Below are 24,404 nucleotides of genomic sequence, written 5' to 3' on the forward strand. Positions count from 1 at the left end.
GGTTGCCCTTGAAAATCTGGATCGATGCGGACGCCTGCCCGGCTCCGGTGAAAATCATCGTATTCCGCGCCTCGCAACGGGTCAGCGTAGCGGTCACGCTGGTCGCCAACCAACGGCTGCAAACGCCGCCCTCGCCTTTGATCACGGCGGTGCAGGTCAGCCAAGGCTTTGACGAGGCCGATGACTACATCGTGCGACAGGCCACCGCCAGCGATCTGGTCATCACCGCCGATATCCCGCTGGCGGCACGACTGGTGGAACGGGGCGTACCCGCGCTCAACCCACGCGGCGAGCTGTACACCCAGGACAACGTGCGGGAGCGGCTGGCCTTGCGCAACCTCAAGGAAGAATTGCGCTCGGCGGGCACCCTGACCGGCGGCCCGCCGCCTTACAACGACCGCGACAAGCAGGCGTTCGCCAACGGCCTGGATCGCTGGCTGGCACGCCACCGGGCTCGCTAGCGGGTCTTCCGCATCCACCCCTTCCCCAACACCAGCCAAATCCAGGTCATCGACTGCCCCGCCAGCACCAACCCGAGGCCCAGCGATACCCGATATCGGCGTAGCCGCCGCCCGCCAGCGGCCAGTGATTGATCATCGCGCCCATGCCCCACTGCCCGGTGAAGGCCGCCACGAATACCAGCAGATTCAGCGCCGTGTTGACTCGTCCCGACAACGTCAGGGGAAAGGACTGCGACAACACCGCATAGCTCAACACTCCGCTGGTGCCGAAGAACCCGAACGCTATCCACAATGGCAACAGTGGTCCCCAGTCGAGCAGAATCGCCAATTGCACCCCCATGAACAGCACCATCCCACTGGCCGACACCGCCAGTGGCGGGATACCGTGGCGAGTCAAGCGATAAGCCAGTTGCCCCATGCCCAGAAAGCCCGCCACCATCGCCACCGCCACCCAAAACAGACAATTTGCCGCCGCCAGCTTGTCCAGACCGGACACGTCGCGCAGCCACGGACCGGCCCACAAACCTTGAATCGACAGAAACGAGGATTGCGACAACACCGCGCCCGGTGCGATTCGCCAGAACACCGGACTGCGGAATAGACCCGCTATCTCCCGCCATTGCGCTCGCCAATCGCCGACTGCCGTCTCGTCGCCATCCCGCTCCGGTACCGCCAGCAACAGGGCAGCCGCGACCAGGCAACTCAAACCCGCCAGCACGACGAACAAGCCGCGCCAGTCGATCACCCTCAGCGCGGCTTCCACCGGCGCGGTGGCGACCAACGCCCCCCAAGCCGCCGGCCGCCAGCACCCAGCCGTTGAGCGCCGGCAATCGCGCGGCCGGAAACCACAGCACGAAGGCTTTGAAGCTAGCCATCAAGCAAGCCGATACACCCAAGCCGATCAAACCTCGCCCCACGATCAACTCCAGCGCGCTGTCGCTGACCGCGAACAAGCCGGCGCCGCCGCCGCGAACAACAGCAGCGTCGCCTCCACCCGGCGTGGCCCGAATCGGTCCAACAGCATGCCCAGCGGCAGTTGAAACGCGGCGAAGGTCAGGAAATAGACACTGGTCAGCAAACCGAGATCGGTGGCGTCCAGCCGCAACTCGGCCACCAGATAAGGCGACAGCACCGCATTGATGGTGCGATACAGATAGGACAGGAAATAACCGGCGGCGAACGGCAGGAAAATCCGCGCCGCCACGGCTTGGGAGAACCCCATCGCCGTCGCTCCGTTCATGACCTGGGTTCCGGGCGCGGTCTATCGATGCGGGGACAGCCGATACACCCGCTCCAGCAACCAAGTCAAACCACGCTCCCGCCAGCGTGACTCCTCGGCCAGCGCATCGCGGGTGTAGAGCAATTCCACTTCATGGGTGGCCTGGTACAGCGCCCGCACCTCCGCCTCGCCGACCGCGAACGGCGGTCCCGCCAATACACTCTGATCGTACTCCAGGGTCACCAGCAGCACCCGCGTCCCTACCGGCAGGATCGCATCGAGATGGCGGGCGTAGCGCGCGCGCATCGGCGGCGGCAACGCGATCAGCGAAGCCCGGTCGTAAATCCCGGCGGCATCGGCTAGATGCTGGGGTTCCAGGTCGAAAAAATCGCCGAGCAGAATACGGATCTCATCGACTTCCCAGATCTCGAACGCTCCTTCTCGCCAGCGGCGCGGCCTCAGCCCGTTCTCGGTGAAAAACGCTTCGACCGCGAGCCGGCTGATTTCCACGCCGGTCACCGGATGGCCTTCGCCGGCCAGCCACAGCAGATCGCGGCTCTTGCCGCACAGCGGGGCGAACACTCGCTGACCGGGACGCAGGTCGAGCTGGGTCCAAAATTGCTGGAGATGAACGTTGATGTCCTGTTGGTGAAAACCGATCTCGCTTCGCTCCCAGCGTTCGTGCCAAAAACTCGGTTCCATGGTCGTGCATCCAGGTTGGGTGAAAAAGAGTCAGCCCGGCCACCAAGCGCGGGGCGTGAACAGCGCGCCAGCGCCCTGCAACAGATAACGCAGGTTCTTGCCGGCGCCACGCTGGCAGGCGTAGAAAACGTCGCTCATTAGCCGTGTCTCGCGGGGCGCGCCGGCCGGCAAGATCAATTGCGTGGGACCGATCAACCCGGCCGGCGCCCGATCGGCGAGCCGCTCCCACTCCTCCCGCTGGCTGTCGGTAGCCTGCTCCGGGGTCAGCGGCTCCGCGCCCACCAGTCGCAGATCGCCGCTCACCACCGCCAACAAGCGCGGCAGGTGACGCAGCAACGGAATCGAGGTCATCCACTGCATGGTGACGAACGCCCGCCGCCGCCGAACGCCAAATTCATCGAATTCCAGGCGATTGCCGCGCAGCCGGGTCTCGCGCAAGGGATCGTCGAAATTCTCGACCAGCGCGGCGACCAGCGCCAACGGCCACAACGGCAGCGACAATAGCAACAGCAGTAACCCCCATAAGCGATCGAACGGCGCGGCCAGCACGTCGCCCAGCACCGTTTCGTGCTGGCTGGTCGGCGTGAAAGTCTCGATCATCGACCGCACCGCCCCGGTATCGACCTGAATCAGTCGATTGCCTTGGATAATGGCGTTCCGCACTTCCAACCGCTCACCGATGTAGGCATCCGACAACACCACACTGTCGCGCAGGATGGCATGACGATCCACGGTCACTCGGTTGGCGATCACCACCTCGCCGTAAAACTCGGCGCTGGCTTCAACCCGGCAGTTCTCGCCGACGAAAACGACCCCCTGCTCCGGGCCGCGCGGTGACACCCTGGAACGCGGTCCCACGGTCAGCCTCGGCGCCACCTGCTGGCCCGGCACGATCAGGCCCGGAAAACGGCCGGCGGCGGCGTCGAGATTAGCTCGATGGTAAGCACTCGGCGATTCCAGTCGATTCAGGGCGGCACCGGGCACTTCCACCACCGGCCAGGTGGGCGGCATCTCAACCGGTTCGGCGGACCAGCGCAACGGCTCCAACCCGCCCCGGCCGCCGGCACGGTGCAGGCACAGGCTCACCGGCGCATTCGCCGCTCGGCCGTATACCACTGGACCGCTCACCTCGGCCGCCAAGCGCAGAAACTCATTCAGCGCCGCGCCGTGCAGCACATCGCCTCGCAAGGCGAGCAACTCGTCGGCCAGTTGGGATTGGCAATTTTCCACCACGGCATCCGGGTCTTCCTCGCCGCAAGTAAGGACATAATGCAACCGCATCTCCCAACGGCCACCGTCGCCTAGCGCCAACCGGAGTTCGTCGGCGAAGGGCGAAACCGCCACCACCGCCTCGCTCAGGCCGGCGGCACCCAGCGCTTCCAGGGTGTGCTCCAGCACCGATTTGCCCAGCACCGGCAACAGCGCGGCGCAAGTCCGGTCGGTCAGCGGCTCCAGTTCCCGGCCCAGCCGGTCGGCGAAAATCAGCGCCTGCATGGTCAGTAGACCCCTCGCTTCAGTAGCATGACCGGCACGGTCTCAAGAGGAAAAGGGCAACGAGAAGGAGGAAAGTCGGGTCCAGCACCAACCTTGCCAGCGCCAATCCTGGCCTTCCGCCGCCAAGGCGCCTCGCCAACCGGCATCCAGCGGGAGGTTCAACACGCTCCATTCCCGGCCCGAGGCCTCCCGCAAACCGACCCGACCATCCGGCAACCGATCGTCCGGGAAACAAACCTCCAGGCTTCGCAAACCGCTGGCCAAACCGTCGCCCAGTGCCTTGGCGATCGCTTCCTTACGGGTCCAGCAGCTAAAAAAAGGCTTCCCGGAATCGTTCCGCCGGCAGCACCTGAAACGCCGCCCACTCACGCGGCGTGCACACGCGCTCGGCCACCGACGCATCGTTCACCACCCGATTCAGGCACTCCAAATCCACGCCAACCTCGCGACGGGCTATCGCATACAACGCTCGCTCGCCGCTGTGCGACAGGTTGAAACGCAGACCCGCGTCGGCATCCTCACCCGCCAACAGCGGCTTGCCGCGCGGCCCACAAGCGAAACACAGCGCCTTTGCGGGCCGATTCAGGTACGCGCCCAACAATTCCCGCAGCAGGCCGCGCCCGACGACAAAACGATCGCGGTGTGCGGGAAAGTGAAACCGCGCCGCCCGCTCCCGCTCGTCCGCCGTCAGCGTCGCTGTCAGTTGCGCCAAGGACTTCGGCGGCTGATCCAGATCCGCCAACCACAGATGGATGCCGTCGGCGGTCAGCGCCGGTTTCCAGCCATCGACGGGCGCCTCCGACCAAATTGACGCAATCGTCCTATCGTTCATCGGCGCACACGGTTACAGTGAGCGCCCATTCAGCCACCGATTCCAGGGGAAACATCCCATGAGCCATACCATCGACATCAAAGTGCGAGGCTACCACCTCGACCTGTTCCGCCACGTCAACAACGCCCGTTATCTGGAATTTCTGGAGGAGGCCCGCTGGAATCTGCTGGAAAGCCGGGGCAACATGGATCTTCTGGAACAGCACGGCTACACCTTTGCCGTGGTCAATATCAACATCAACTACCGTCGCGCCGCCTTCATGGGCGAAATCCTGCAAATTGCCACCTCGGTGAAAACCATCGGCACCCGCAGTTGCGTAATGCACCAGCGGGTCACTCTCAAGGACAGCGATACCGTGGTTGCCGACGCCGACGTCACCTTCGTCATCGTCGACACCCACACCGACAAGGCCGCGCCGCTGGAGGGCGAATTGCGGGTGGCGATAGAGCGGCTGGCAACTTGAGCGCGGGCGCGGCTCATCCCTCACGACCGCCCTCCCAGCGCCAGGCATGGGCAACGATGGTCGCCAGATCCGCGTAACGCGGGTTCCACCCCAGTTCGGCCCGCGCCCGTCTGGAATCGGCCACCAGCCGCGCCGGATCGCCCGGCCGGCGCTCGCCGTATACCACTGGAATTTCGCGGCCGGTGACGGCGCGGGCGGTGTCGATCACTTCCCGCACCGAGAAACCGTTGCCGTTGCCGAGGTTGAAAGCGCCGCCGCCAGCCCCGTCCCACAACCGTTGCAGCGCCAACAGATGCACCTCGCACAGATCGGTCACATGGATGTAGTCGCGGACACAGGTGCCGTCCGGCGTGTCGTAGTCGGTGCCGAATACGGTGATGTTCGGCCGGCGGCCGGCGGCGGCTTGCAACACCAGCGGAATCAAATGGGTCTCCGGCTCATGGCGCTCACCCAGTTCGCCGTCGGGATCGGCACCGGCGGCGTTGAAGTAACGCAGGCACACCGCTTTCAACCCGTAAGCCACCTCGTAATCCGACAGCATCTGCTCGACCATCCACTTGCCGCGTCCGAAGGGGTTGATGGGATTCTTGGGATGATCCTCGTCGATGGGTGTCCGCAGCGGTTCGCCGAAAATCGCCGCCGTGGACGAAAAGATGAAGTGGTTGATCCGATGCGCGACCATCGCATCCAGCAAATACTGAGTCTTGAACACGTTGTTGAGATAGTACTTGGCCGGCTCGCGCACCGATTCGCCGACTTGGATATGGGAGGCGAAATGCAGCACGCCGTCGAAGCGCGAGGTTCTGAGCAACTCATCCAGCAGGTCCCGTTCGCCCAGATCCCCCAATACGAAGCGTCCGCCCTTGACCGCGTCACGGTGGCCGGCGGACAGATTGTCCAACACCGTCACCTCGAACCCCCGCTGGCAGAGCAGCTTGACCATGTGGGAACCGATATAACCCGCTCCGCCGACCACGAGCACACGCATGGGGATTTTTCCTCTATTTTCGATACTTACAGGTTAATCAATGTGGCGTTCCCATACCGACCACCCTGTGACTGGGATACATGGAATCACTTGGATCACCAATCGCGGCACACTCTGGACAGGTTCATCGGCAGGAGGATCGGGAGAAAAGCGGCATGAAACATCGCTGCGGCGCATCCTGCGATACTTGGCGCCCGAACAGGGTCAGGGCCGCGAACGAGCACGATCGGTCTCGCAACCCGAACGACGACGAATAAGCGGCCCTGCTTCAAGCACTGCGGTAGGTTCGCTCAAACCAGCCCCGCAAGGTAACCGGAATCAAGTTCGCATCCGGCATTTTTCCGGCAATCCGGCTCGCCGTCGACGGTCTAGGCACTTCGCTCGCGGTGCAGGCGCAGCAAGCGCTCCATCAACTGTTCGATCTCGACTTCCAGCGCGATCTTCTCCTGTTCCGCCTGACGATCGCGCGCCGCCAGCTTTTCTTCCAACTGCTGGCGTTCCCGCTGGGCTTGTTCCACTTGTCGACGCAACTCGTGCGTCTCCTGATCCACAAGCTCGGCCAACTCGGACGAGGGAATCTCGACGCTCGCAATCGTCGCCTGTTCCCGCAATACCCGGCGCTCGGCCTGCAACCGCTCCAACTGCTCCCGCATCGCCTGACATTCTTCTTCCCAAGCCAACCGCTGCTGGTCCAATTCCCGCGCCGCCGCCGACTTGATCTGTTCCGCCAAACGCTGGCTGTCCGGCGACGGGCCGTAACCGCTGTGACTGGCTCGTGCTTTCTGCAGCGACAGATTGTCTTCCAAGGTATTCATCTGGATCTGCAAAGCCAGTCGCTCGCGCTCCCACGACTCCTGTTGCTGCTCCAAGCGCTCGTCCAGCGCCGCCTTATCCTGCCGCAGCACCCGCAACTGTTCCTCGAACTGACTGTTATGCAGCAACAAGCTGTGCCGTTCGCGCTCCCATTGCTCGCTGTCCCGCGCGAAACGGTCCTGCAGTGCCACTTGCTCCCGTTCGAGACGTTCGATGGTATCGCGCAGCTTGGCGACCTCGCGCAGATGGGCTTGCTGTTGCTGGTCGCCAGCGGTTTGCAGATCGGCGCATTGTTGCTCCAGCGCGGCATAACGCGCGCGCTCCTGCTCCAGATCGCCTTCGAACCGCTGCTGCTGCTGCTGCTGCTGCTGGCGAACCTGATAAAGTGCCGTCCGCTCATCCTGCAAGGTACCTTGCAGTTCGCTGTATTTTATCTGGTCGTCGGTGAGTTCCGTTTGAGCCTGCGCTAGATCCCGCCGCAAGCTTCGGTAGGGCAACAGGTAGATCATCATGCCACCGGCCACCAAGCCGATCACTCCAATAATCAGATATATCATGATGTCCGCCATCACTGCTTCGCTCGCCATGGTGTGCATGGACACATTCCCCGCTGGTTTCGGCGCGGGGTACCCACCCTTTCAGCGCAGCACATACGCCAGTACCGACGCGCCAACGCCGGCCGCCGCCGCCCACCCCGCCGCCAAATGAATGCGTCGTTGCAGGTCGCGCTGGGCGTCCGCCCACAACTGGCGTGTCGTTTGTTCGGCCGCCGCCGCCGCCGCGTCGGCTTGACTGACGGCCGCCTGGGTAGCCGCCGCTTCCGCAGCCGTGGTTGCCCGCGACACCATCTCCCGCGCCACGTTCTCCGCCGCTTCACGAGCATCCAGGCCGGCTTTTTGCGTGGCTTCGGCAAACCGCAGGCTCAACTGCCGCACCAACCGGTTGGACAGATCGTGCAGTTGATGTTGGCATACCTGACCCGCCACTTCCCGCGCCAGCTCTTCGAAATCGGCCCGTGCTTCGCGTCGGTAGGTCTCCAACCGCTGCTCCATCAACGGCAGCATCTGCGTTCGCAACGCGGCTTCGCTGGGTTGGACCTCGCGCGGTTCCGGCGGCTGCCATGCCGCTAGTTGTTCCGCGCAAATACGGCCGGCGATCCGAGCGCAGGTTTCCTGCTGGCTGGTTTCCACATCCTGCCGCAGTTTGGCAACCACATCGTTGATCAGCGGCAGCACCTGCGTCTCGATCGCCTCGTAGAAAACCTGCTCGGCTTTTTCGAGAGCAATCGCGCCGACCTGGTCGGCCGTCATGCCTTCGGCGGTCGGCGTTGCCGTAACCGGTTCCGGCGAGCTGGGCGGAGGGAGATTGGCGGCATCGAACAGCACGTTAAACCGTTCGAGAATCGCCCCGAGGGTCTCGGGTATCGCCGGCTTGCTCAGCACACCGACAGCGCCGGCCGCCTGGGCTTCATCCTGATAGGAAGGCTCGTCCTTCGAGGTATACATAGCCACCGGAATTGAGGCGGTGGCGGGGCTGTTCTTGATCTGGCGCACCGCCGTAAGGCCATCCATGCAGGGCATGGTATGGTCCATGAAGATCGCATCCGGATGCTGGTCACGCAGATAGCTCAGCGCTTCTTCCGCCGAATCCACGGTATCCACGGTCATGCCGAAACCCTGCAACATCTTGCGCAACATCAGCCGCGCCGACTTGGAGTCATCTACAACAAGGACATGTCGGACTGGCATAGAGACCCCCCTGGTTTTTTTTTCATGCAGATTAGCAGGATTTCCTCACGTTAAGAACGATTCTAACCGAACCGACGACGCTTACGCGGGATGCAGACATGGCGCCCTGTAAAGTTGGTAATCCATGACGACGACGCGATACACCGCGCGCGCCACGGAAGGAAGCAACGATCCGCATCGCCCTCTCGACCGCCATCGGACAGCCGCCCCCCTCTCAACGCCGACGACACGAGAACGCGCGTGGTGTAAACAAAGCACAACACCTGACCGAACGACGCCAGCGAATAGTTCAGCTTTTTCTCTCGTCCAGACCCAGTTTAAATCCCAGCAAGATGGAATCGAAAAGCAATAACGATGCCTAGCCCGCGAAAAACAGCTAGCATCAAAGCTGTGGGGGCCTTTCGATCGCACCGGACACGACGGCGCGCGGGCTGCCGAGTTCGTCGCTTGGCGGACCGGGAGCACAGTCAGCCAAAGCGAGCGCCAAGGCGATTGGCTTCAGATGTCACAAAAAGTCCATTCCTGACCCGGGCGGACCGCTTTGCGTCACTGGATGCTCATCGGAATGGTCATGATGGCGCCGTCGGAAAGTTGCGGGCCGCCATGCACCCCAGGACAACCGGTGCAACCGGGCGCTCGATCAGCATCGCGCCCGTCAGGACATCGCATCGATCAAGTGCGGCGCCTCAGCGCGACATGGGCGGTAATCAGCTCGGGAACCCGCCGTCGCCATTCCTCATCGTGGCAGGCCGCAAGCAACTGGTGGAATAAACCACCGGCAAAGGCCCAGGTATCCAAGGCCACCATGTGGGGTTCGAGACCAAGGCGCAAGGTACCTCGTTCCCGAGCCCGGCGGTACGCCACTTCCACCTGGTCGAGAAAATCCAGCGCGGGCTTGTTGAGTTCGGCCTGTACCGCAGCGAACTCACCGACGTACTCACAGCGCGAAGCCATGATCTCGAACAGTTGCCGCACTTCCTGGCAACTTTCCAGGGCGTGAAAGAATTCCTGCAACGCCTTCTCGACCCCCTCCAGCGGATCATCGAGATCTTCCGCCAGCAGAAAACTACCGGTCCTAGCCAATAGTGGGGGCGATATCTGCTCCCGTATGGCGAAGAACAGATCCGCCTTGTTGGCGAAGTGCCAATAGACAGCACCACGGGTCACGCCGGCGGCTTCCGCCACTTTCTCCAGCGAGGTGCGACTGACCCCGCATTCGTGAAAGACCCGACGGGCCGCATCGATGATCTGTTGACGGGTACGTTCCGCTTCTTCCTTCGTTTTTCGGGCCATCAAAATGTCTCTCGTACTTGAACAGATCCACCGGCACGCCAGGTCATCGGCTGAATCTTGCAAGAATCTCGGGCTGGACGAGGATCGGATACGTTCCATCCAAATGATAGGAATCGCAATTCTCATTCGTTCGACTATTTACATACATACACGATTGTATATAATTACCTCCATCTTGCCAATCATTGGAGATCAACCGTGCTCCGCACTCGAATCCCGCCTGGCCGTTCCAGCGGCTTGCGCCCCGCTCTATATGGCGCTGTCCTCCTGGTGGCGCTGGTTACCGGCTGTTCGAAGTCCGGATCAGCCCCTGCCAATCAAGCCGCTGCTCCGCCGCCGTTGCCGGTCACGGTGGCGGCAATGCAGCCGACTCAGGTTCCCATCGTTGTCGAAGTCATGGCGCAAACCGAAGGCGCCAAGGAAACGGAAGTCCGCGCCCGGGTCGGCGGCATCCTGATCAAGCAGTTGTATGAGGAAGGCGAACCGGTCAAACGCGATCAGCCGCTGTTCCAGATCGATCGCGTGCCTTACGAAATCGCATTGGCGCGGGCGCGGGGCAATCGGGCCGAGGCCAAGGCCAAACTGGAACAAGCGGTGCGCGAAGCCAATCGCTTGAAGGGATTGCTGGACCGGAAATCCATCAGTCGTAAGGAATACGACGATGCGACCTCCACCCAGGCCCTATCCCAAGCGGCGGTCAATGTGACCGAGGCGGCCGTGCGTCAGGCGGAATTGGATCTGTCCTACACCACGGTCACCGCGCCGGTGGCGGGCATCTCGGGGCGGGCGGCAAAGTCGGTCGGTAACCTGATCACCACCAGCGACAATCTATTGACGTCCATCCATCAGTCCGACCCGATCTGGGTCCGGTTCAGCCTATCCGACAGCGATATGGCGCGGGTACCGGGTGGTCGTCTGACCCAAAAAGTCGTGACCGGTGTCGAGCTGGTCTTACCGGATGGCTCCCTCTATCCCCATCGTGGCCGGCTGAATTTCCTCGCGTCCAGCATCGATCCGAATCTGGGTACGCAACAGTTTCGGGCCACTTTCGATAATCCCGATCGGTTTTTGCTACCCGGTCAGTTCGTGCGGGTTCGTGTCTTGGCCGGTGAACGGCAGAGCGTATTCCTGGTGCCGCAGGCGGCGGTGGTCCAGAACGCCCAGGGTTATTTGGTCTTTGTCGTCGATGCCGAGAACAAGGTCACGCCGCGTCCGGTGCAGACCGGCGATTGGCAGGGTCAGGATTGGGTCATCCTCGGTGGCCTGAAGGCCGGCGATCAGGTCATCGTCGATAACCTCATGAAATTGCGGCCCGGCGCGGTCGTTGCTCCGCATCCGCCTCAGGACGCGCCCTCGGCGTCCGCGACCACTCAGCCCCACGGCTAAGCGGAGTTCGCCATGTCTCGATTCTTCATCCATCGCCCGATTTTCGCCTCGGTGATTTCCATCATCATCGTCATTGCCGGGATCATGGCGGCCCGCGTGCTGCCGATAGCCCAATACCCGGAAATCGCGCCTCCGACGGTCATCATCTCCGCCAGTTATCCCGGCGCTTCCGCCGAAACCTTGACCAAGACCGTGGCCGCCCCGATCGAGGAACAGCTTTCCGGGGTGGAAGGGTTGATCTATTTCAACTCCACGGCGGCTTCCGACGGTCAGGTCGCCATCACCGCCACCTTCGAGGTGGGCACCGATATCGATATGGCCACGGTGAACGTGAACAATCGTGTGAAAATCGCCGAGCCGCGTCTGCCGGACGTGGTGCGCCAGTACGGTGTCAACGTACAGAAGCGCTCCAACGAGATCCTGATGGTGGCCACCATCACCTCGCCGGACAGCAGCCGCAGCGCCCTCTATCTGTCCAACTACGCCCTGGCGAACATCCTGGACGATCTCAAGCGTATTTCCGGCGTGGGCGATGCCCAGATCTTCGGCGCCCTGGACTACTCCATGCGGGTCTGGCTCAAGCCCGATCGCATGGCGCAACTGGGGGTGACCACCACCGACGTCGCGAATGCCATCGCGGCGCAAAACAAGCAGAACGCCGCCGGTAAGATCGGTCAGGAACCGGCTCCCGACGGCCAGCAACTGGTCTACACGGTGACCGCCAAGGGCCGACTCATTACCCCGGAACAGTTCGGCGACATCGTGGTGCGCGCCCAAGGTCCCAACGGCGTCTTGCGCGTCCGGGATATCGCCCGCCTAGAACTGGGCGCCCAGAACTACGACTCGTCCACCACCCTGTTGGGCAAGCCGGTGATCGGCATCGGCATCTTTCTCCAGTCCGGCGCCAATGCCCTGGAAGTCGCCCAATCGATTCGGACGAAGCTGGAAGAGCTGAAACAGAAGTTTCCGAGCGGCGTGGATTACGTGGTGCCCTTCGATACCACCAAATTCGTGGACGCTTCCATTCGCGAGGTCGTCCAAACCCTGGCGGAAGCGTTGCTGTTGGTGGTGGCGGTGGTCTATCTGTTCCTGCAAAGCTGGCGCGCAACCCTCATTCCCATGGTGGCGGTGCCGGTGTCCCTGATCGGCACCTTCGCCGGCCTCTGGATCTTCGGTTTTTCCATCAACACCCTGACCCTGTTCGCCATGGTGCTGGCCATCGGCATCGTGGTGGACGACGCCATCGTGGTGCTGGAAAACGTCGAACGGCTGATGTCCGAGCAGAAGATGCAACCCATGGATGCCGCCATCGAGGCCATGCGCGAAGTCTCCAGCGCGGTGGTGGCCATCGTGCTGGTGCTGTGCGCGGTGTTCATCCCGGTGGCGTTCCTCGGCGGCATCGCCGGCAAGCTGTACCAGCAATTCGCCGTTACGGTCGCGATTTCCGTCGTGCTTTCAGGCATCGTCGCCCTGACCCTGACGCCGGCGCTATGCGCCTTGCTGCTCAAGGTCCAGCACGAGGAAGCGCCGTTGTTCAAGCCTTTCAACCGCTTGTTCGAGGCGTTTACCTGGTCCTACACCCGCACGGTGAACGTGACCCTGCATCACCGGATCATCGGCACCGTGGTGTTCGCCCTGGTGATCGGCGGTTGCGTCTACATGTTCCGCGCCGTGCCCGGCGGCTTCGTGCCAGCCGAGGATCAAGGCTATCTGATCAGCGCCTTGATGCTGCCCGACGGCGCCAGCCTGCAACGCACCCGGGTCACCGGCGAGCAATTTCAGGAACGGCTCGCCGCCGACCCAGCGGTGGACCGGGTATTCGTGATCGCCGGTAGGGACATCATCGGCGGCGGTCAGAAAACCAACTCCGGCACGGTGTTCATCCCGCTCAAGGACTGGGACGAACGCACCGCCGTCGCCGACGATCTGGCCAAGAAATTCATGGGGATGGGCATGATGCTACCCGACGGCCTGGGGCTGGTGTTCAATCCGCCGGCGATCCGGGGTCTGGGCGCTGCCGGCGGTTTCGAGGTTTATATCCAGGCCCGCGGCGACAGCGATCCGCAAGCCTTGGCCAAGGTGATGCAGCAGTTCATGGATGCCTTGAAACAGCGTCCGGAATTGACTGGCATCAACACCTTTTTCCGGCCCACCTCGCCGCAGCTCTATGTGGAAGTGGATGAGGCCAAGGCCCTGTCGTTGAACGTGCCGGTGGCGGATGTGTATCAGAGTTTGCAAACCACGATGGGGGCGTTGTACGTCAACGACTTCAATTTCAATAGCCGTACCTACCGAGTGCAATTGCAAGCCGACGCGCTGTATCGGGCCTCGCCGGACGATTTCGGTCAGGTGTATGTGCGTTCCAGCACCGGCGGTATGATTCCGATCTCGGCGTTGATCACGGTCAAATCCATCGTGGGTCCAGAGCAGTTGGAGCGTTTCAACGGCTTCCTGGCTGCCAAGGTGATGGGCAACTCGCTGCCGAGCATCAGTTCGGGCGATGCCATCCAGATCGTGGAAAACGTGGCCCAAGCGACGCTGCCCACTGGCTACGAACTGGCCTGGACCGGCCAAGCCTTCCAGGAAAAGCGCACCGGCACCACCTCCGCCGTGGCCTTCGGCTTCGGCATCGTCATGGTGTTCCTGATCCTGGCGGCGCAGTACGAGAAGTGGTCCTTGCCGCTGGCGGTGATTCTGGCCGTGCCGTTCGCGTTGTGTGGGGCCTTGGCGGCGGTGCTGATTCGGGGCATGCCCAACGACATTTACTTCCAGATCGGTCTGGTGGTGTTGATCGGGCTGGCCTCCAAGAACGCCATCCTGATCGTGGAGTTTGCCGCCCAGAAACAGGCCGAAGGCTTGGGGATTTTGGAGGCGGCCCTGGAAGGCGCCCGCTTGCGGTTGCGGCCTATCGTCATGACTTCGCTGGCCTTCATTCTGGGGGTATTCCCCCTGGTGATTTCCACTGGCGCGGGTTCCGCCGCGCGGCGTTCCATGGGTACCGGCGTATTCGGAGGCATGCTGGCGGCAACTTTCGTCGCCACCATTTTCATCCCCATGTTCTTCACCTGGCTGTCCGGGCACAAGGTTTCGCGTCCAGTCACCAACCCGTCCCCCAGTCATCCCCATGCTTCCCCGGAGGAGGCCGCGCCGTGAAACAGCTCCCACAATTCGATCTGCTGCGTTATCGGACCCCGGTGATTCTGGGTCTGGTGCTGCTGAGCGGCTGCGCCGCCGTAGGTCCGAATTACCAACGCCCGGAGGTATCGTTACCACCTGATTATTCGGAAGCGTCCAACGAGGCCGTAACGACCACCGCTCCGGTGCAGAGAGACTGGTGGCGTTTGTTCCACGACAGCACCCTGGATAGGTTGATGGAGCAGGCGCTGAGCGAGAACCAGGACTTGCAGATGGCCATCAGCCGGGTTGCGGAAGCGGAAGCCCTGGTGCGTGAAGCCCAGTCCGCTTTCTACCCGAGCGTCAATCTGGAGGCGGGTGAGACCCGGTCGCGCAGCGCCAAGACCACAACCAGTTCCTCATCCGTGCAAAACACAAACCTGCTGATGTTGAGCACTGCGTTCGAGTTAGACGTTTGGGGCAAGTTGCGCCGCGCCAACGAAGCGGCCTTGGCCCAAGCTTTGGCGACTCGCTACGCCCGCGACACCGTGCAACTGTCGATCGCCGGTCTGGTGAGCAACAGCTATCTGGCCTTGCGGACTTACGATGCGCAGTTGGCGGTGACCATGGCGACGATCGAGAGCCGGGAAGGCTCTCTGGATATCGTCCGCAATCGGGTGGATGCGGGGCTGACGTCGCCGCTGGATTTACATCAAGCGGAAGGTTCGTTGGCGGCGGCCAAAGCGCAATTGGCCACCCTGCGCCGACAACGTGCCTTGGTGGAGCACCAATTGGGGGTATTGACCGGCGATCCGGGACTGACGATTGCACCGGGCGATCTGAGTCATCTGCCGGTACCGCCGGTGCCACCACCAGGATTACCCTCGCAATTGCTGGAGGCGCGTCCCGACATCCAGCAGGCCGAACAGGAACTGGTGGCCGCCAATGCCGAAATCGGCGTCGCCAAGGCCGCTTATTATCCGACCATCTCCCTGACCGGCACTCTGGGCACGCAAAGCCCGGAGCTTTCCAACCTCTTTACCAGTCCCGCCAATCTCTGGTCCTTGGGTTGGGGTCTGGTAACGCCGGTGTTCGAGGGTGGGCGGATCTCCGCGCAGGTCGATCAGGTCACGGCCCATCGCCAGCAGGTGGTGGCCAATTACCGAAAAACGGTACAGACCGCGTTCCAGGAAGTGAACGATGCGCTGGTGAGTCTGCGTGAGAGCGCCAACGGTGAACAGGCCGAGGCCGAGCAGGTGGCGGCAGCCAAGAAAGCCCTGGATTTGGCCAAGATACGCTACGACGCCGGTTACTCCAGTTACCTGGAGGTGTTGGACTCCGAACGTACGGTCAACGAGGCGCTACTCAGCTATATCGCGACCCGCCAAACCCGGCTGACCGCGGCGGTGGATTTGTTCAAGGCGCTGGGCGGCGGTTGGGAAGGCGAATTCGCCCAGACCGCAACCGCTGCCTCGTCCTAATGGGACGACGACGATGACGGTTCCCCAGAGGGTGACAGGGTCGCGATTTTCCCGACCAGGCGCTGCAACATCTTCAGGCTTTCGTGGGCGCGGTCTCGCCAAGCATGCGAATCCTCATCCGCCGTGCCGCTCTCTTCCAAGGCGTTGATCCGCGCGGCCAGCGCGGCCAAGCTCGGTTGCGCCAGCGCCGTCACTTGCCGCAGATCCTCCTGAACATGGCTCAGTTGCCGCGCGGTTTCCACGGTTTCGGTGATCTCGTGGAAAATCGAACACACTTGGAGGACCGGCTGTTCCGTATCCGCTTCCAGTAACGGCATGGCACTGAGACGTAGCCAGCGAGTTTGACCGGACCGTGCATTGCGCAGGCCCATGATCATCGCCTTGACCGGCAGTCGGGTGCGCAAGGCGATCATCGCCGGATGTTGGTCGGCGGGCCATTCCACTCCGTTTTCACGGAGCACGCTCCAATGCGGATGGGTGACGATTCGCCCGTTTGCCGGGTCCTTGGCGAGCATCAAGATCCGCTCAGCGGCGGCATTGGCGAAGGTAATCACCCCGTGGACATTTTGGTATACCACCCCTTCCTCCAAGCTGTCCGCCAGTTGCCGATAACGCGCCTCGCTGGTCTGAGTCCGAGCGGCTTCCCGTTCATGGCTGGACAGGTCCAGGGCGGTGAAGGTCGTGCCGTCATCGGGATTGGCCGGATGCAGGGACGAGGCGCTCAGCAGCACGGGAAACACCGTGCCGTCCTTGCGGCGCCAACGGGTTTCCATCGTGCCAACGCTATTTTTGCGGATCTGTTGGTAAAGATCCTTGCCTACCGCCTCGAACTCGGCGGTCGAGGGATACAGCAGACGCGCGCTTTGCCCAATCAATTCCTCTCGTGCATAGCCCAACGTCTGGCAGAGTTGGTCGTTGACTTCCAGGAAGGTCCGATTGACGATGCGGCTAATCCCCACCGGCGCGGCGCGATACAGGCTGGAAATCAAGGTCTCGCGGTCGGACAGCATGTCTTGCACGGCCTTGAACAAGCCGATATCGATGAAGGTCAACACCACGCCGGAAACGGAAGTCACGCTGATGTGGTAAGGCAGGATGCGCATCTGAAACCAATCGCCGTTGCGGGTGCGCACTTCCCGTGCTTGTTCCTGGCCGTGCTGGACCACGTCCCGCACCAGATCCAGGAAATCGTTATCCACCAACTCATGCGTCATGTGGTTGATCGGACGACCGATATCACCATCCAGGATCTTGAAGACGCGGCGGATTTCCGGGGTAAAGCGGCGCACGGTCAGATCCTCGTCGAGAAACAGCGTGGCGATCCGGGTGCTGGCGATCAGGTTGTCCAAGTCGTTATTGAGTTCGGTTAACTCCAGGATCTTGCTCTGATATTCGGTATTGACCGTATGCAGTTCCTCGTTGACCGATTGCAGCTCCTCGTTGGTGCTTTGCAATTCCTCGTTGCCAGCCAGCAATTCTTCATTGGTCGCCTGCAATTCCTCGTTCGAGGTTTCCAGCTCCTCGATGGTCGCTTGTAGGTTTTCCCGTGAGAATTGCAGTTCCTGCTCCAGATCGTTGATGCGTTGTTCCGCCACCAAACCGACATCGTAAACGGGCGTTCCGCTCAAGGTGGTGGCTTCCTGCGGCGGGCTGACTTCCTCGATGAACACCGCTGCCAGGGGTTCCTGTCCTTTCTTGCCGGGCAACGAACAAATCCGCATCTGCACGGTTTTCAATTCATCGCGCCAGTGGATGCGAATGTTGGTGTATTTCAGTTCCTCGCCCGTCTTGAACACCTTTTGCAAACCGGTCGCCAGCGGAATGGCCAAGTCCTTCACCACGTTCTTGGTGACATCGTTGGTCTGCAAACCCGAAGGGCGCTGAAAATAACCATCCGAATTCCCCAGGATATGTAATGGCTCCATCTGCTCGTTGACCACCACCATCAAGGGAATGTAGTCACCGGCCAACGATTGCAGTATGCGATTCAGGAACCGATCCTCGTCTTGCCCGCGCGGCCAAACGCCGTGGATCGACCGAGTGCGATGCTGCCAAGGTACCGTCTCCGGCATGGTGGAAAAATCCGATCCGCCGCTCTGATGGCGCTTGCCCTTGGAAGCGTAAATCCGGCAACCTTGGTTCAGCGGTTCATAGAGATCGGCCAGTTCGCCGGTGGTCTCGCTGCTCCCCAGCACCAGCAACCCCTGCGGATTGAGCGAAAAGTTGATCGATTCCATCGCCTTGCGCTGCAACACCGGTTGCAGGTAGATTAATAGATTGCGGCAACTGACCAGCTCAATGTTGGTGAAGGGAGGGTCCTTGACCAGGTTGTGCTGGGCGAACACCACCATTTCGCGGATCGAACGGTCGATTTGATAATGATCGTCCCGGCGGTGGAAATATTTGGCCAATAGCTTGGGGGACAGGTCGGCGGCGATGCTTTCGGGATAGAGACCGCTGCTGGCGCGCAGGATGGCATCGTGATCGATATCGGTGGCGAAGATCTTGATTTCCAGCCGCTTGTCCATTTGTTCCAGGACTTCGCGGCTCAGCATGGCCAACGAATAGGCTTCCTCGCCGGTGGAACAGGCCGCGATCCAAAATCGAATTTCCCAGTCCGTGACCCGCTTGAACAACGCCGGCAAGTATTGGGTTTCCAGGGCTTCGAACACTTCCCGATCCCGGAAGAAGCTGGTCACCCCGATCAGCAATTCCCGATAGAGGGTCATCGCCTCCCCGGAGTAGTCCTCCATGAAGCGGACGTACTCACGCAAATCGTGAACCTGGTTCACCGTCATGCGCCGCTCGATGCGCCGGATCACCGTGCTGGGTTTGTAGAAGGTGAAATCCACCCGGGCACGCTCCCGCAACAGGGCGAAAATTCGGGCCAGATTGTCCTCGTCGAGCAGTAGGGTTTGCGGGCGATCCGCCTTGGCCGCATAGGGATGGCGGGCGAAGGACAGCAACTTCTGGGGCATTTCCTCGGGAGGCAGGGTGAAATCCGCCAGCCCGGTGGAAATGGCGGCGCGCGGCATGCCATCGAACTTGGCCGACTCCTCGCTTTGCACCATCACCATCCCGCCGGCTCCCTTGATCGTCCGGATGCCGCGCATGCCGTCGCTGCCGGTACCCGAGAGGATCACGCCGATCGACTTTTCCGCCTGATCGTCGGCCAGCGAGCGCAGGAATACGTCGATGGGTAGATTCAGTCCGCGCGCGTGGTCCGATTCGCTCAGCAGCAGCTTGCCGTGGAAGATGGACAGGTTCTTCTTGGGCGGGATCAGATAGACCGAGTTGGCCTCGACCCGCATGCCTTCCTCGGCCCGTCGCACCGGCATGGCGGTGCGCTTGGAGAGCAGCTCGACCATCATGCTCTTGTAGTGGGGCGAGAGATGCTGGATGACGATGAAGGCCATGCCACTATCGGCCACCATTTGCGAGAAGAACGATTCCAGCGCCTCCAGGCCGCCGGCCGAGGCGCCAATGCCGACATAGAAAAGCGGTACCGAGGGGTCTGGGATCTCGGATTTTGGAGCAGCCTCGGAGCTTTGCATGTTTACAATCAACCAATTCGAGTTTCAGGAGGCTAAAGCAAATTCGAAAATCGATTATACGCCCGGCCCTTGAGCTTGATGCGGATATCGTACCGGTTGCCGATCAACACGGCGGGTCGGCCATGCCATCGATGGTCCGAACGCGAACGGAGCGTGGTCGCCGAAAGTCATAACATGGCAACTTTAGGACCTGCTCTTCGTATTCCATCGGAGCATGCCATCGCCGGCATGAATACATTTTTATACTTCAAACGTGTCGGGAGAACTCACGCAATGACACCTGGATCGCCCGTTCAACCCTTGCGCCTGGCCATCACCGGCATGAGTTGCGCCGGTTGCGTCGCCGCCGTGGAAACCGCCCTGCGCGGGACGCCCGGCGTCGCCGAGGCCAACGTCAATTTCGCCGAGCGCACCGCTCAGGTGGCCGGCGACACCGAAGCCGCGACGCTGATCCAGGCGGTGCGGGCGGCCGGTTACGATGCCGCCGAACTACGCGACGCCGCCGCCGAAGCCGAGCACGACGCCGCCGAACAGGCTCATTATCGCCGTCTGATTCGCAACACCGTCGTTGCCGGCGCCTTGGCCGCGCCCCTGATGTTGGCCGAACTGGCCGGCTGGCTGCCTACGTTGACCAGTCCTGACGGTCGCGGGTTCTGGATCGCGACCGGCCTGCTGACCCTGGCGGCGATGGTCTACAGCGGCGGTCACTTCTTCGGCGGCGCTTGGCGCCAGTTTCGTCATCACAACGCCAACATGGATACCCTGATCGCCCTGGGTACCGGCGCCGCCTGGTCGTATTCGATGCTGGTGGCCCTGTTTCCCAACAGCGTGCCTAGCCTGGCTCAACACGCCTACTTCGAAGCGGCGGTCACCATCATCGCCCTGATCAATCTCGGCTCCGCGCTGGAAAGCCGCGCGCGTGGCAAAGCCTCGACCGCCATCCAGCGCCTGCTCGGCCTGCGACCGAAAACCGCCCGCTTGGTCATGGGCGATCAAGAACGGGATGTCCCTATCGAAACCCTGCGGATCGGTGATTCGATCCGAGTCCGGCCGGGCGAAAAAATCCCGGTGGACGGCGACATCGTTCACGGCCACTCGACCGTGGACGAGTCGATGCTGACCGGCGAACCGCTGCCGGTGGTCAAGCAAGCCGGCGATGCCGTGACCGGCGGCACGGTGAATCAGACCGGCACCTTCGTGTTCCGCGCCGCCCGGGTCGGCGAGGACACGGTGCTGGCCCACATCGTTGCCAGCGTGCGGCAGGCGCAAAACAGCAAGCCGCCGATCGGCCGACTGGCCGACCGGGTCGCCGCCGTGTTCGTCCCCTCGGTGTTGATCGTGGCCGTCCTCACCGCGTTGGCCTGGTTCAATTTCGGCCCCGAACCCCGGATCGGCTATATCCTGGTCACCAGCCTGACCGTGCTGATCATCGCCTGCCCCTGCGCGCTGGGGCTGGCCACGCCGATTTCGATCATGGTCGGGGTCGGCAAGGCCGCCGAGCACGGCATCCTGATCCGCGACGGCGAAGCCTTGCAGCGGGTCGGCCAACTCACCGCCGTGGTGCTGGACAAGACCGGCACCGTCACCGCCGGACGGCCGACGGTGACCAGCGTGACCGTCCTGCCCGGCTTTCAGGAGGACGAGATCTTCGCCTTGGCCGCCGGCCTGGAAGCCGGCTCCGAGCATCCATTGGCCCAGGCGATTCTGAACGCCGCCCGCGACCGTGGGCTAAGTATCCCTCCCGTGGAGCGCTTCGAAGCCATCGCCGGTCACGGCGCCAGCGGCGAAGCAAATGGTCGGGCGGTACTGGCCGGTAACCGCCGCTTGCTGGAAACCCACGGCATCGACACCACCCTACTCCAGGCCGAAGCCGAACGATTGGCCACCCAGGGACAGACGCCGGTGTTCGTCGCCGTCGACGGCCGGCCGGCCGGTATCGTCGCGGTGGCCGATCCCATCAAGCCGGACTCCGCCGCCGCCGTTCGCCGTCTGCGGGAACTGGGTCTGAACGTGGTGCTGCTGACCGGCGATCACACCGCTACCGCCCATGCCATCGCCGCGCAGGCCGGCATCGAGGAAATTCACGCCGAGGTGCCCCCGACCGGGAAGGCCGACGTCATCGCCGGCTTGCAAGCGCGCGGCGAAGTGGTCGGCATGGTCGGCGACGGCATCAACGACGCCCCGGCGCTGGCCCAAGCCGATGTAGGCTTGGCGATAGGCACCGGCACCGACATCGCCATTGAAAGTGCCGGCATCACCCTGGTGCGCGGCTCCCTGCATGGCATTGCCGACGCCGTGGCGCTCTCGCGCGCCACCTTGCGCAACATCAGACAAAATCTGTTCGGCGCTTTCCTTTACAATACTCTGGGAATTCCGCTCGCGGCGGGCGCGCTCTACCCCGCGACCGGATTGTTGCTCAACCCGATGCTGGCCGGCGCGGCCATGGCGTTGTCGTCGTTCACCGTCGTCAGCAACGCCAACCGGCTGCGCGGTTTCCAGCCGCGAGGTAAATCGACATGACCGCACTCCTCGTCAATCTGGCCGGACTGGGGCTGATCGCCCTCATCGTCTGGTGGTTCTGGTTGGTTCGCCCATGAAGCCGTCGCCACTTGCCAAACCCTCCTGGCTGAGCCGCTTGGGACTGGCCGCGACCTCGGTGCTGGTGATCGCGGTCGGTTTTGCCGTTGCCTCGGTGCTGTTCGTCGTCCTGCTGGCGGCGGGGCTGGTGGCCGGTAGCTGGCTGTGGTGGCAACTCCGCCGACTGGCGCGTCAGGCGCAGCAAGCCGCCCCGGATTTCATCGACGGGGAATACACGGTGGAACCGGATCGACCCTTGCTGGAGGATCGCCGGACAGCGCCGGTCGAAGCCGCGGAGCGATCCGCCGCCGCGTCGCGCCGCGCGCCGTGAACGCCGCTCCCACGGCCAAGCCGCTGGCCCGGCGCATCTTCACCGAGCAGGTTCGGCTACTCTACGTCCAGGCTCCGCTCGGCACGATCGCCAGTCTGCTGATCGCGCCCCTGCTGGCGCTCGTCCATTGGGACATCGTGCCACACGCGATACTGCTGGGCTGGCTGGGCTTGCTGGAAGCGACCGTTCTAGCTCGGCTGGCGCTGATCGCCGCCTTCCGCCGCCGAGATGCGGACACCGACGTCGACACCGAGCGCTGGGCCAGGCGCTATACCTGGGCCTGCGCCGCCAGCGGCGCCTGCTGGGGCGGTTGCATCGTCCTGCTGATCCTCACGCCATCCCTGGTGTACCAAAGCTTCACCGCGCTGGTGCTGGGCGGCGTGCTGATGGGCGGCGTGCTGACCATGACGCCGGTGCTGGTCACCTACGTGGCCTACGCCCTGCCGCTGAGCCTGCCGCCGGTACTCTGGCTGCTGCTGCAAGACAACCCGCTGCGCGCCACCATGGGCGCCACCGGCATCCTGTACCTGCTGCTGGCGCTGGGCACCGCCCAGCACTACCATCAGACGCTGGTCCGTTCGCTACGGCTGGCGCTGGAAAACGCCGGGCTGGCTCAATCGTTCGCCGCCGCCAAGGAACAGGCCGAGGCCGGCAACCAGCAATTGGCCGAGCAGCAGGCGGCGCTACGGGGCAGCGTGGAGGCCATGCGCGAGCTGTACGAGGTCATTTCCACCCCACGCCGCCACCCCATCGACCAGGTCCAAGCCATGCTGGCGATGGGCTGCCAGCGCTTCGGGCTGGCGATCGGTATCCTGTCGCATGTCGAAGCCGATCGCTACGAAATCGTCCAGGCCATCACGCCCGGCGGCGAAATCGGCCCAGGAGATATCTTCGCTCTCGACGACACCTACTGCCGCGATACCCTGCGCGCCAAGGAACCGTTGGGCTTCGAACACGCCTCGGCCAGCGACCGGCGCCGGCATCCCTGCTACCTGAAACTCAAGCTGGAAGCCTATCTGGGCGCACCGGTCCGGGTCGGCGAGCACGTCTACGGCACGCTCAACTTCTCCAGCTTCCGGCCCCGGTCGGCGCCGTTCACCACCGTGGACCGCGAGTTGATCCAGCTCATGGCCCGCTGGGTGGGCAGCGCCCTCGAACAGGAGCGGATGACGGCGACCGCCCAGCGGCAACAAACCCTCTTGGCCCACGCTTCGCGCCTCAACACCCTGGGCGAAATGGCCTCCGGGCTGGCGCACGAGATCAATCAACCGATCACCGCCATTTCCCTGTATGCCGAGACCGGCCTGGCCCGCTTGCGCAACGGCCCGATCGATCCGGCCGAACTGCGGGAAACGCTGGAAAAAATCGCCGCGCAAAGCACCCGGACCCACGCCATCATCCAGCAGGTCCGCCATTTCGCCCGCCAGAGCAAACCGCAATACCTCACGGTGCGGGTCAGTGCCCTGCTCGACGATATCGCCGACTTCCTGGACATGGAAACCCGCCGCCATCATGTCCATCTCCGTCAAGACATCGGCCCGGATTTGCCGCCCGTACTGGCCGACCCCCTGCAAATCCAGCAGGTAATTCTCAATCTGGTGCGCAACGCGGTGGACGCCACGGGCACGGTCGACGGCCCACGCGCCATCCTCCTTTCCGCCCACCTCGGCCCGGATGGCGTCGAGCTTGCGATTCAGGACAACGGTCCCGGCCTGGATCCAAACCTGCTCAGACAGTTACCGCACCCCTTTTTCACCACCAAGCCCGACGGCCTGGGTCTGGGGCTGTCGATCAGTCAATCCATCGTCGAAGCTCACGGCGGCCGGCTATGGGCCACGCCCAATCGAGGCGCCGGCGCCACCTTCCACTTTACCTTGCCCGCCGCCACCCGGCTCCATCGCCCCGAACGGGTGGAAGTGACCCTCTAACCCACGGGAGTCCCGCCGGA

The 24,404-nt window shown here is 62.8% G+C and carries 19 protein-coding genes; 8 read left to right on the top strand and 11 right to left on the bottom strand.

Going from position 1 to position 24,404, the window contains the following annotated elements; genetic code table 11:
• Positions 1 to 8 precede the first annotated feature (8 nt).
• A complete protein-coding gene (locus E4P82_RS09735) occupies positions 9 to 461 on the top strand; it encodes a YaiI/YqxD family protein (protein WP_169248698.1) in 453 nt (150 codons plus the stop codon).
• 46 nt (positions 462 to 507) lie between these two features.
• Here E4P82_RS09735 and E4P82_RS09740 read toward each other — a convergent pair whose 3' ends face one another.
• The 6 genes from E4P82_RS09740 to E4P82_RS09765 all read right to left on the bottom strand — a co-directional run bounded on the left by E4P82_RS09740 (position 508) and on the right by E4P82_RS09765 (position 4,708).
• The gene (locus tag E4P82_RS09740; protein ID WP_169248699.1) at positions 508 to 1,242 is read right to left on the bottom strand and encodes an MFS transporter; all 735 of its coding nucleotides are present in this window, start codon (positions 1,240 to 1,242) and stop codon (positions 508 to 510) included.
• 138 nt (positions 1,243 to 1,380) lie between these two features.
• A complete protein-coding gene (locus E4P82_RS09745) occupies positions 1,381 to 1,701 on the bottom strand; it encodes an MFS transporter (protein ID WP_169248700.1) in 321 nt (106 codons plus the stop codon).
• A gap of 21 nt (positions 1,702 to 1,722) precedes the next feature.
• A complete protein-coding gene (locus E4P82_RS09750) occupies positions 1,723 to 2,382 on the bottom strand; it encodes a thiopurine S-methyltransferase (protein WP_169248701.1) in 660 nt (219 codons plus the stop codon).
• Between the two features lie 30 nt (positions 2,383 to 2,412).
• Positions 2,413 to 3,876, bottom strand: coding sequence for a nucleotidyltransferase family protein (locus E4P82_RS09755; RefSeq protein ID WP_169248702.1), 1,464 nt, complete (start codon positions 3,874 to 3,876; stop codon positions 2,413 to 2,415).
• A 42-nt stretch (positions 3,877 to 3,918) separates the two neighbouring features.
• The gene (locus E4P82_RS09760; RefSeq protein ID WP_246327483.1) at positions 3,919 to 4,278 is read right to left on the bottom strand and encodes a 4'-phosphopantetheinyl transferase family protein; all 360 of its coding nucleotides are present in this window, start codon (positions 4,276 to 4,278) and stop codon (positions 3,919 to 3,921) included.
• Positions 4,187 to 4,708 (bottom strand): 4'-phosphopantetheinyl transferase family protein, encoded by a 522-nt coding sequence (locus tag E4P82_RS09765; RefSeq protein ID WP_169248704.1) that lies wholly within the window; start codon positions 4,706 to 4,708, stop codon positions 4,187 to 4,189. Before E4P82_RS09765 ends, E4P82_RS09760 begins: the two co-directional genes overlap by 92 nt.
• Before the next feature lie 58 nt (positions 4,709 to 4,766).
• Between E4P82_RS09765 and E4P82_RS09770 the strand changes: the two genes are divergently transcribed.
• Positions 4,767 to 5,171, top strand: a complete 405-nt coding sequence (locus E4P82_RS09770) for an acyl-CoA thioesterase (RefSeq protein ID WP_169248705.1) — start codon at positions 4,767 to 4,769, stop codon at positions 5,169 to 5,171.
• Positions 5,172 to 5,184: 13 nt separating this feature from the next.
• On the opposite strand, the gene galE is transcribed toward E4P82_RS09770, so the two are convergent.
• From galE to E4P82_RS09790, 4 genes are all read right to left on the bottom strand, one after another.
• Complete coding sequence (galE, locus tag E4P82_RS09775) at positions 5,185 to 6,159, bottom strand: UDP-glucose 4-epimerase GalE (RefSeq protein WP_169248706.1); 975 nt, start codon at positions 6,157 to 6,159, stop codon at positions 5,185 to 5,187.
• A 368-nt stretch (positions 6,160 to 6,527) separates the two neighbouring features.
• Positions 6,528 to 7,568: a coiled-coil domain-containing protein gene (locus tag E4P82_RS09780; RefSeq protein ID WP_169248707.1), complete on the bottom strand. Its 1,041-nt coding sequence runs from the start codon at positions 7,566 to 7,568 to the stop codon at positions 6,528 to 6,530.
• A 42-nt stretch (positions 7,569 to 7,610) separates the two neighbouring features.
• Positions 7,611 to 8,720 (bottom strand): response regulator, encoded by a 1,110-nt coding sequence (locus E4P82_RS09785; RefSeq protein ID WP_169248708.1) that lies wholly within the window; start codon positions 8,718 to 8,720, stop codon positions 7,611 to 7,613.
• 672 nt (positions 8,721 to 9,392) lie between these two features.
• On the bottom strand, positions 9,393 to 10,013 hold the full coding sequence (locus E4P82_RS09790) for a TetR family transcriptional regulator (protein WP_169248709.1): 621 nt from the start codon (positions 10,011 to 10,013) through the stop codon (positions 9,393 to 9,395).
• Between the two features lie 198 nt (positions 10,014 to 10,211).
• Here E4P82_RS09790 and E4P82_RS09795 point away from each other — a divergent pair, with 198 nt between their 5' ends.
• Genes E4P82_RS09795 through E4P82_RS09805 form a run of 3 tightly spaced genes read left to right on the top strand, consistent with a single transcriptional unit; the run spans position 10,212 to position 15,994 of the window.
• Positions 10,212 to 11,399: an efflux RND transporter periplasmic adaptor subunit gene (locus tag E4P82_RS09795; RefSeq protein ID WP_169248710.1), complete on the top strand. Its 1,188-nt coding sequence runs from the start codon at positions 10,212 to 10,214 to the stop codon at positions 11,397 to 11,399.
• 12 nt (positions 11,400 to 11,411) lie between these two features.
• On the top strand, positions 11,412 to 14,552 hold the full coding sequence (locus E4P82_RS09800; RefSeq protein ID WP_169248711.1) for an efflux RND transporter permease subunit: 3,141 nt from the start codon (positions 11,412 to 11,414) through the stop codon (positions 14,550 to 14,552).
• Positions 14,549 to 15,994 carry an efflux transporter outer membrane subunit gene (locus E4P82_RS09805; RefSeq protein ID WP_312914612.1) on the top strand — a complete coding sequence of 482 codons (1,446 nt, stop codon included), beginning with the start codon at positions 14,549 to 14,551 and terminating at the stop codon, positions 15,992 to 15,994. Before E4P82_RS09800 ends, E4P82_RS09805 begins: the two co-directional genes overlap by 4 nt.
• Here the strand turns inward: E4P82_RS09805 and E4P82_RS09810 are convergent.
• On the bottom strand, positions 15,991 to 19,548 hold the full coding sequence (locus tag E4P82_RS09810; RefSeq protein ID WP_169248712.1) for a chemotaxis protein CheB: 3,558 nt from the start codon (positions 19,546 to 19,548) through the stop codon (positions 15,991 to 15,993). The genes E4P82_RS09805 and E4P82_RS09810 overlap by 4 nt on opposite strands.
• 273 nt (positions 19,549 to 19,821) lie before the next feature.
• On the opposite strand from E4P82_RS09810, the gene E4P82_RS09815 reads away from it, so the two are divergent.
• The 3 genes from E4P82_RS09815 (at position 19,822) to E4P82_RS23170 (ending at position 24,384) form a co-directional block, all read left to right on the top strand.
• On the top strand, positions 19,822 to 22,068 hold the full coding sequence (locus E4P82_RS09815; RefSeq protein WP_211203095.1) for a heavy metal translocating P-type ATPase: 2,247 nt from the start codon (positions 19,822 to 19,824) through the stop codon (positions 22,066 to 22,068).
• Positions 22,069 to 22,141: 73 nt separating this feature from the next.
• Positions 22,142 to 22,456 (top strand): hypothetical protein, encoded by a 315-nt coding sequence (locus E4P82_RS09820; protein ID WP_169248713.1) that lies wholly within the window; start codon positions 22,142 to 22,144, stop codon positions 22,454 to 22,456.
• Complete coding sequence (locus E4P82_RS23170) at positions 22,453 to 24,384, top strand: ATP-binding protein (RefSeq protein ID WP_169248714.1); 1,932 nt, start codon at positions 22,453 to 22,455, stop codon at positions 24,382 to 24,384. The genes E4P82_RS09820 and E4P82_RS23170 overlap by 4 nt, the downstream gene beginning before the upstream one ends.
• Positions 24,385 to 24,404 lie beyond the last annotated feature (20 nt).

Source organism: Candidatus Competibacter phosphatis (assembly GCF_012939995.1).
GTDB classification, from domain to species: Bacteria; Pseudomonadota; Gammaproteobacteria; order Competibacterales; family Competibacteraceae; genus Competibacter; species Competibacter phosphatis.